Here is an 8,901-nt window from a genome sequence, read left to right as displayed (position 1 = left end):
GCTCAGGGATTATCATAAAACCCCAATCCACCTTCATAGCTAATACCATAGTCTTTACCATGAATATGAAAAGAGTGAAGATGGCCGTTATCCCAACCAAATGCAAACTGTAGGAGAAAATGCAAAGCGCCAAGTGACATGTCACAATGAATACGAAAACGTCGCCAAATCATCGGGCTAATATCGCGAATAGCCACTTTGACCTTATAGACAGACATGCTCCCCCCCTTTGTCACAATAAATACGAGAACGATCATACTAATTGATTAAAGGAATACCCCACACTTCTTTATGCTCTCCTAGTACATCTCATCACTCATGGTTCCAAAGCCGACCAATAGTAGGTAGCAAAGTCTATATGCCAGTGCCTGAAATAAAAAGATGTGACTACTGGATTATTAACAAATGTGTAGCCGCAGAACGACAATCAACTATTGGAAAATACTATAGAGGTGATAGAAATCCGATCTTTGACGCTATAGATAAATTCGTTCATTCTTCATCCATCAGCTTTCTTATCGATCACGATGGATTTACGACATAGAGGCTGGTTCGATCGATGCACTAGACGGCTTGCTCGGTCAATTTGTTTCGCTTGCGGACTATCCGCATGTTTCTGCAACACAATCCATGTTTCACCACGGCATTTAATAGTCCATTAATCCAAAGGAAATCATTATGATACAATCTCAATATTCCCAAACTCCCCGCCAGATCCTTACCGATGCTATCATCGACGCCAAAACGCGCTGGAATTTGACGTTTGAGGACATCGCACAAGGAACTGGCCTGAGTCTCGCATTCGTTACTGCTGCGCTGCTAGGTCAGCATCCATTGCCTGCCGACGCTGCGAGGATTGTAGTTGACCGGCTTGAACTTGACGAGAATGCTTTCCTTCTGCTGCAAACTATCCCTGTGCGCGGCAGCATCCCAGGTGGTGTACCGACTGATCCGACTATTTACCGATTCTACGAAATGGTGCAAGTTTACGGTTCAACGTTAAAGGCGCTGGTTCACGAGAAGTTTGGTGATGGCATTATCAGCGCGATTGATTTCAAACTTGATATCAAAAAGGTTGATGACCCTAATGGCGGTTCTCGTGCTGTGATTACGCTCGATGGGAAGTATTTGCCGACCAAGCCATTCTAAAGCGATTGTTAGTATCGGCAAGGGAGACAAGCTCTCTCCCTTGCCGTCTCACAGAATGAATATCCCATTGCTGTTTAAAGCTTATGGATTATTGATTTCGGTTGTCGAATGAGACAGATAAGGAGCAGGATCAAATTTGCCATTGTGCTGTCTGAATGTGTGAGCAAAATCAGGCCATATCAGTGTTAAGCGCTTATTTCGGGAATCACGGTACCAGCTTGTACAATTATCTCCAACCCATACTGTGCCATTAATCTGCTCTTGTAATTCGGTGACATAACGATGTTGAGCTTCGGGAGAAACCTCAAGTACGCAGTTGTTATTTTTCCTGCTGTATTCAATAGCACCGAGAATGTACTCTATTTGAGACTCAATTATGTAAATAATTGAGTTATGAGAAAGTGTTGCATTCGGTCCGTTAATAATAAATAGGTTTGGAAAACCTGTCACTGTGGTTGATGCGAAAGCTTCCATGCCTTGGGCCCAGTGATCAGCAAGGCTGAGACCATCACGGCCATGAACCAGACGGGAATAAGGTGGTTGGGTGGTTTGAAAACCAGTACAGAAGATCAGTACATCAAGTGGATAACTGTTGCCGGCCATTGAAACTGCATTTTGCCCATCTATACGTTGTAAGGCTGATGTTTCGAGTTTAACGTTATCTCGTAGAAACGTAGGATAATAATTGCTTGCAATCACAAGCCTTTTACAACCCGCTTCATAGCTGGGGGTGAATTTTGCACGTAATTCTGGATCGGGGATTTGCCGTTTAAGATGATCTGAGGCTATGCGCTTGAATTCTGCCAGATATTGCGGAATAGAACGACGGGCTGGGTACAGAGATTCAAAATGCCAGAATATATCTGAACGAACAGCGGGAATCGATTCTGGATCGCGTCGGAAACGCTGTTTTTCACTATCTGAATAACTTCGGTCAGGACGTGGAATAATGTAGGATGGGCTTCGCTGGAAAACAACAAGTTCAGAGACACTTTGAGCTACTTCAGGCACTATCTGAGTTGCTGAAGCACCCGATCCGATGATACCTACTCGCTTACCTTGAAGAGAGACATCATGTTTCCAGCGGGCTGAATGAAAAACTTCCCCAGTAAAGCTGTTCAAACCTTCGATCTGTGGAAGATTTGCATCTGTTAAATGCCCGGTGCCTGTTATCAAGAACCGTCCACTGAAAACACCTGCGGTGGTGATAATTATCCAGCGCTCTTTTTGGTTATCCCAATAGGCTTTTTCAACGTTGGCGCCAAAGTGGATATGAGGCAATAGCCCTTCATCCCTGGCGGTATCCTGAAGATAGGTGAATATTTCATTCCCTGGTGAAAAAACATGAGACCAGTCAGGATTGGGGCGAAATGAGTAAGAATAAAGGTGTGAGGGGACGTCACAGGCTATACCGGGATAAGTATTATCGCGCCAGGTGCCCCCTACATCATCGGCACGTTCGAGAATGAGAAAATTGTGCTGAGATCGGCGCTTAAGCTGGGCTCCCATACCAAGGCCGGCAAAACCTGCACCGATGATAATAATCTCTGCATCTGTGACCTGAGATATATCTGCTTGTGGATGATGGTCTGGTGTACTTTTATTCATAATAGCTTTCCAAAGCGTAAAAGGGATTATGGCCGGTCGGCAGGAATAATGGTCCCGGCAGGGTAAAGAGAAGGTTCCGTGCAGAACTGGTCAATAGCCAACATCAACTGGGAAGGGCGTTCATAAATGACAGCGTGTCCGGCTTCTATCTCTGTATAGCGTGCATCCGGGATTGCGCCGAAAAGTGCTTTGCTATGGTAGGTGGGTGTTATGTTATCGTGTGTACAGCCAATAATCAGAGTCGTGGCTTTTATCTCAGGAGCAATTTGAGTGATATCAACCCTGGCATCAAGGTCTAGTTGCAACACATCGAATTCCCCCGGATTGATATTTTCAAATCCGGTTGCAGGCGGGTCTGGAACCATATTCACATGACCAGGGACACCAGAAGCACAATACATGACGAATTCTGTAAGAACGGGTGAGTTGGTCTCACATAAATGACGCCAGACAGCAACAAGCCTTTCTATCTGTAAATCTGTTTTCATCCATCCTGCGAGCATCACTAAATTACGAACTAGATCCGGACGTTTAGCGGCAACAGAAGCAGCAACGACTGCGCCCAGAGAATAACCTATCAGTGTGACAGATTCCCCTGGCGCAGCTGTTTCAATAACGGCTTCGACCTGTTTTCCAAGATGTTCAAGAGTAAGGGTTTCGCCTGCTTTCACTGGTTGAGAAAAATCCAGTGATATAACGGCGTGTTTTGTGGCAAGTAGTGGAAATAGATGACAGAAATGCAGCGTTGTATTTCCGCTTGTACCATGCACTAACACCACAGTATTACTCTTGGCATTATCCTTAGTTAGGCCCGGAGGTTTAGCTGTGAAGAACCTGACATCCTTTCCATCTACTTTTACAGTACTTTCATTAACATGAAATTCTTGATCGGATTTATTCATGGCAGTTATATATCTCCCAGTAGATATGATCCAATAAAATCCAAATATTGCACTTTATTGGTTATCATGGTTGTCATTATTCTGTCTTGATAGCAATAAGTTCATTGAATAATTATTTTGTTGCTTCTTAAATAAAGTCATAACTAAGTATCAGGCTATTGTCAAACCCATAAAGTTGAAATTGTGCCTATACTTGAATATTTTTATTTTAAAATTAAATGCTCGGAATTATTTATTATATTTTAGTGATAAATAATCAAATCGCAAGTTATTAATTATGATGAAATAATTATTACGCTAAGTATATTCGGGAATTAAGAACGCAGAAATGAAAGCTGTTGTTTCTTGTAGCAATAAATGGCATCACATTTTTTATCATTTTAAAGCCAGTTCCTTGAGTGGGGTTGGCAAGACAGAATATGCATGGCGTTGTTTGCCAACTCAGGTTCAGTGTTTATTCCTGCTATTTATATCTGGAGATCAATATGATAATAACGTAAGGGCTCTGTCAGGTTGGCCGGATAAAGTATCAAAATATTCAGTCCATATATTGGGCTATTTTCTTAATTTCTTCTTTTACATTGACAGGTTTTCATCCTCATACCATAGTAATTACATCATCTATAGTTTGTTTTCTTTGACCTGTTGATTTGTTTGCCTTCTCAAATAATTCATTTGATCTATTATTCGGACTTTATTCAGTAATAGTTCATATAATTAAGCAGAACCAGTGATTGAAGTGAATTAGAAGTAAATTATCAAGGAAATGCAATTTCCTCTGTTTTGGAAAAAGACAATTTTGATTCAGCTTTAAAAAAAGCTTTATCAGACCATTTTCCGCAGTATTTTTTGATGTTAAACGTACCTATTCAGGAGATGAAAAATGTCTAATCAAACTGTGAATGAACAACATCGGCAATATGCGGTGGTAGAAGGTGAAAAACGTGCTATACGCACGATTAAGCTGTTTATTTCTCTGGGTTTTATCGCAGAGGCTGGATTTCTTTTAATGAGTTTTATTTTATTTCCCGACAATGGCCCGCTGGTATGGCGTCTGGTATGGGCTCTTGGTTTATGTGGTATCGGCATGGGGGCCGCTGTTGGGGGATTGACTTATTTGCTCTCAGCTCGTTTTATGCCTGGAAGCGCCGGAGCTTATATCATGACCGCGGTGAGTAGCGCTCTGTTTTTCAGTGTTTGCCAGACACTTTGCTGGGGGCTGGATCACAACGTGGGGCTGAATTATTGGGGCTCAATAGAAATGCCGTTGTTGTTCCTGATTAAGGGATATACTGCTGCGCTCATTGCTGGCATTTTGGGTAGTTTTCTTCTTAACTCGATAAAAGGTGCAAGATTCCTTGACTGTCTAAAGGTGTTTTAGTGAATAAAGAATCGAGTTTACCCAACAGTTTCGCTATTTCCGTATTTCTGGCTGTGCTGGCTGCATGCCTGAATTTGATATTGTGGCGTGCCGATATTCTGGAAATGGCGCACAACACTGCGCTGAAAGGGTTAATGATTGTTTGGTATATATTGGGCTGGGGTTTTGCTCCAGGTTGCCTGACCGCTCTCACCATCAATTCAATCAGAACAAGATTATCTCAGATGGTGGGGGCGGTAGTCGCCATGCTGATAAGTTTTCTGCTGGTTACGGGGATTTGCGGTTTGGTTTATGCCTACCTGACAAACTCCGCTTTCATGCAGATTGCTATGGGGGGCGAGGCGCATCATCATTCCCCGGTAAGCCAGGGAACCATTCTTGGTTTTATTGCGCAGCTACTACCCAGTTTGTGTGCGATCGTTATCTCGATAATAAATGCTTTTTCGGTGAAAATGGGAAAACGGTTCAGGTTATGAGCTAGCTTCTAAGGCGTAGCTAGTTGACGGTTCTTCTCCCATCTTGTCATGGTGTTCAGTTCCCCGACATAAAGCGAAAGGCACTGGGCCCCGGTTTTGTGAATACAAGATTGGGGCTTATTTTTTATACGTGTTGATATGTAATGAATTTATTAATTCTGAATGTAAATATACCCAATAGATTTCGAGTCGCAGCGCGGCGGCAAGTGAACGAATCCCCAGGAGCATAGATAACTATGTGACTGGGGTGAGTGAAAGCAGCCAACAAAGCAGCAGCTTGAAAGATGAAGGGTATAAATGTGGACAATGAGATTAATGCGGGAAATAATTTAATGTTAACCTAAACTTTGAGAGGAGTAATTGTTGATTACCAGTCACTGGCTAGCTAATATATTCTTTACAAACTAATGACAGGTGTGAATATATGTTTATGCCTATCCTAATTTGGGTGATAGCCGATGAAAAAATACATTAGTATAGGTGTAAACGAACTTGATACTTATCTTGATTATACTATTTTAAGCATCATGGCTATATATATTCTGCATTCTACGCCATCTGAAATGGGAATATTAGGTGCTTGCTTCGCTATTCCATTTCTGGTGGCAAGTGGATTATTCGGCAAGCTGTTTGATAACGGAAATATATTAAAATGGAGGATGCTACTGTTCTTTATTAACGGCATTGTCATGCTTTTTTATCTGTAGCTGATCCAATTATATTTCTTTATGTTATTACATTGATCAAGACAACCTGTCGGTGTGGTCTTGGAATATCAAATACAAAATTGAATGTAGATGATAATGAATCTCAAAGATTTTATGAAATTTATGGATATATTACTAACTTTAGCAGGATAGTCATTCCCTTATTTGTTGTTTATTTAAATACGTACTATGGATTATGGTTTGTCTTGTCATTATCAATAATATTTAACTTGGTTGGCATGCTGACATCATACTTTGATAATATTTTTCAGCCTGATGCAAATAGAGGTATAAATTCTACTGCTGTAGAGTGTTTCTCACTCATACAGCAATTGAAAAGCAAACCGGATTTATATTTACTTGTTTCGGCCTATACTTTGTCAAACTTAGCCTTTTTTCTTAGCAATGATATGCTTGGTATCTTCTTCGAGAAGATTGGACAAAGTGAAAGTAGCATAGGCTACATAATTTCACTTCTCGGCGTCGGTGGCATAGTAGGGACGCGAATTTCTTGCTGGTTACTGAAAAAGTTGTCAGCTAAGAATCCCCTGTTATTCTCCGTTATGGTTAACTTTGTGGCCTTTTGGGGATTTGGTTTTTTAGACGTAAAAACAAATCATTATGCTACATACTATTATCAGGTTTGCTTGCAGAGATCATCAGAGGTTCAAGAGTCGTGTATTCTGTAAATATTATCTGCTTGATTTCATCGTTGCCGTCATTAAGCCATTTCATTTTATGTTAACTGTAGAGGTTAACCAGTTAGTCTGATCTGTCGTGAGTCCTTAGGGTAAGTTTCATCAGCTCTTCCATGACGTTCACAATGCGATCGCTTTCATAATAGGTCATACCATCAAACTTGGCCCTGGCTTTAGGTGCTATTTTCTCAATACTGATTGTTCAGAGGTTGCGCCTGATGCTCAGACGAGGGGCAATAAACACTCAAAAAGTTTTGATTGTTGTGTAAGAACGTCAGAAACCGACAAATAGACGCTATACAAACCAGCATTTAGACGATGACATAGCCAACAAATAGACGGAGAGATTTAAGCTGCGTTTTTCATATTGTACATAAAGAACAATTTGAACAATGCACTATATCCAAGATACATAGAACCACATCTCAAGGCAGCATTGACTGATACGTTAGTGGTGTGTCTGCTTGGTCCTCTCCAGGTCGGCAAAACAACTTTGGTGCCTGCGTGGGTTTACCTAACTTGAACGCTTTCGGTGGGTTCCTGCTCTCCTGCACAAAAGTCACAACGCTTGCGCACACGCCCAAGCGGAACTCCATGCCCACTGGAAATTGTAGCCACCAAGCCAGCCGGTGACGTCTACCACTTCACCGATAAAGTAGAGTCCTTTTACCTGATTAGCCTCCATTGTTTTGGATGAAAGTTGGTGAGTATCAACACCGCCCATAGTAACCTCAGCAGTACGATAGCCTTCTGTACCATTGGGTTGTACCTGCCATGACTGGAGGTTTGCCGCTAATTGCTTTTGCTGGACGGAATTCAACTGCTTAAGAGAAACATCCGGGAGTTGACCGAGTGTTTGCAGACATTCTGTCAGCCGTTTCGGTAATAATTTTGCCAAAGTATTTTTTACACTTTGGTTCGGGTGGAAACTCTGTTCTTTCTCCAGAAACGTTTCCAGATCAATATCTGGAAGTAAGTTAATACTCACAAACTCTCCTGACTGCCAGTAACTGGAAATTTGTAAGATTGCTGGACCAGAAAGTCCCCGATGGGTAAACAGGATATTTTCTTTGAACCGAGTGCCGTTTTCGGCGGTGACAATGGCGGGAACGGATACACCAGAGAGCACATGAAGTTGCTCCAGGAGTGGTTTATGCAGCGTAAAAGGTACGAGAGCGGCGCGGGTTGGCAAGACTTTCAAGCCAAACTGTTCTGCAATCCGGTAACCAAAAGGAGTTGCGCCAAGGCCAGGCATAGATAACCCGCCGGAGGCAATGACAAGTGAGCGTGTACTTACTTGCTTTCCGTTAACGGTGATAACGAAACCCTGCTCATTTTTTTCTACGTGGCTAACTTCGCTGCGCAGACGAATAGTAACCTGACCGGTTTCACACTCTTTCAGCAACATATCGACTATCTGTTGGGCAGAGTCATCACAGAAAAGCTGCCCCAGTGTTTTTTCATGGTAAGCAATGCCATGACGTTGAACCAATTCGATAAAATCCCATTGTGTATAACGGGCCAGAGCAGACTTGCAAAAATGAGGGTTAGCAGAAAGATAAGCGGATGGTTCTGTGTACATATTAGTGAAGTTGCAACGTCCACCACCTGACATCAAAATCTTACGCCCAGCTTTTTTACCATTATCCAGAACCAGTATCCGTAAACCGAGCTGTCCTGCCTGAGCGGCGCAAAACAAACCTGCTGCACCGGCACCAATAATAACTGCATCAAATCTTTCCACTGCTTTTCTCTTTATGGCTAAATAATTTAGTGGGGAATTTCCCCTAATATGTTACATTTTTGATAAGTTTATGGGGAAAAAGTCCCTTATGATTTAAATTTTTCATGTAAACTTACTTTTGTCTTAAAATTGTCAATTTTTTAAAAGATATGTAATTTAATGATATATAAGGAATATTCCTATTTATTATCGTTATCTAGTTGTCATGAAATCAAAAAAAGTTCATATTTCACTTC

9 protein-coding genes are annotated in these 8,901 nt (G+C 41.7%); 5 read left to right on the top strand and 4 right to left on the bottom strand.

Annotated features, from left to right (window positions below; genetic code table 11):
* Window positions 1-2: 2 nt before the first annotated feature.
* Window positions 3-218, bottom strand: coding sequence for an IS1096 element passenger TnpR family protein (locus tag D3222_RS19920; protein WP_118987693.1), 216 nt, complete (start codon window positions 216-218; stop codon window positions 3-5).
* Window positions 219-678: 460 nt separating this feature from the next.
* On the opposite strand from D3222_RS19920, the gene cynS reads away from it, so the two are divergent.
* Entirely contained in the window at window positions 679-1,149 is a 471-nt protein-coding gene (gene cynS, locus D3222_RS19910; protein WP_118987692.1) for a cyanase, read from the top strand.
* Between the two features lie 81 nt (window positions 1,150-1,230).
* Here cynS and D3222_RS19905 read toward each other — a convergent pair whose 3' ends face one another.
* Window positions 1,231-2,757 (bottom strand): flavin-containing monooxygenase, encoded by a 1,527-nt coding sequence (locus tag D3222_RS19905; RefSeq protein WP_118987691.1) that lies wholly within the window; start codon window positions 2,755-2,757, stop codon window positions 1,231-1,233.
* Window positions 2,758-2,783: 26 nt separating this feature from the next.
* Window positions 2,784-3,659 (bottom strand): alpha/beta fold hydrolase, encoded by an 876-nt coding sequence (locus D3222_RS19900; protein ID WP_118987690.1) that lies wholly within the window; start codon window positions 3,657-3,659, stop codon window positions 2,784-2,786.
* An 883-nt stretch (window positions 3,660-4,542) separates the two neighbouring features.
* Here D3222_RS19900 and D3222_RS19895 point away from each other — a divergent pair.
* The 4 genes from D3222_RS19895 to D3222_RS19875 all read left to right on the top strand — a co-directional run bounded on the left by D3222_RS19895 (window position 4,543) and on the right by D3222_RS19875 (window position 6,912).
* On the top strand, window positions 4,543-5,040 hold the full coding sequence (locus D3222_RS19895; protein WP_118987689.1) for a hypothetical protein: 498 nt from the start codon (window positions 4,543-4,545) through the stop codon (window positions 5,038-5,040).
* Window positions 5,040-5,516 (top strand): hypothetical protein, encoded by a 477-nt coding sequence (locus D3222_RS19890; RefSeq protein WP_118987688.1) that lies wholly within the window; start codon window positions 5,040-5,042, stop codon window positions 5,514-5,516. The genes D3222_RS19895 and D3222_RS19890 overlap by 1 nt, the downstream gene beginning before the upstream one ends.
* Before the next feature lie 458 nt (window positions 5,517-5,974).
* Window positions 5,975-6,223, top strand: a complete 249-nt coding sequence (locus tag D3222_RS19880; RefSeq protein WP_118987686.1) for a hypothetical protein — start codon at window positions 5,975-5,977, stop codon at window positions 6,221-6,223.
* Window positions 6,224-6,303: 80 nt separating this feature from the next.
* Window positions 6,304-6,912, top strand: coding sequence for an MFS transporter (locus D3222_RS19875; RefSeq protein ID WP_157975378.1), 609 nt, complete (start codon window positions 6,304-6,306; stop codon window positions 6,910-6,912).
* A 568-nt stretch (window positions 6,913-7,480) separates the two neighbouring features.
* Here the strand turns inward: D3222_RS19875 and D3222_RS19865 are convergent.
* Entirely contained in the window at window positions 7,481-8,665 is a 1,185-nt protein-coding gene (locus D3222_RS19865) for an NAD(P)/FAD-dependent oxidoreductase (RefSeq protein WP_118987684.1), read from the bottom strand.
* Between the last annotated feature and the right edge of the window lie 236 nt (window positions 8,666-8,901).

This window comes from Photorhabdus sp. CRCIA-P01 (genome assembly GCF_003545805.1).
GTDB lineage: Bacteria > Pseudomonadota > Gammaproteobacteria > Enterobacterales > Enterobacteriaceae > Photorhabdus > Photorhabdus antumapuensis.
The sequence above is the reverse complement of the archived record's forward strand: the minus strand, read 5'-3'. Positions and strand labels throughout refer to the sequence as shown.

Bases quoted from the DNA above. Each gene is read 5' to 3' on its own strand.
- D3222_RS19895 (WP_118987689.1), top strand. From the start codon at position 4,543: ATGTCTAATCAAACTGTGAATGAACAACATCGGCAATATGCGGTGGTA.
- D3222_RS19905 (WP_118987691.1), bottom strand. From the start codon at position 2,757: ATGAATAAAAGTACACCAGACCATCATCCACAAGCAGATATATCTCAG.
- D3222_RS19920 (WP_118987693.1), bottom strand. From the start codon at position 218: ATGTCTGTCTATAAGGTCAAAGTGGCTATTCGCGATATTAGCCCGATG.
- D3222_RS19900 (WP_118987690.1), bottom strand. From the start codon at position 3,659: ATGAATAAATCCGATCAAGAATTTCATGTTAATGAAAGTACTGTAAAA.
- cynS (WP_118987692.1), top strand. From the start codon at position 679: ATGATACAATCTCAATATTCCCAAACTCCCCGCCAGATCCTTACCGAT.
- D3222_RS19880 (WP_118987686.1), top strand. From the start codon at position 5,975: ATGAAAAAATACATTAGTATAGGTGTAAACGAACTTGATACTTATCTT.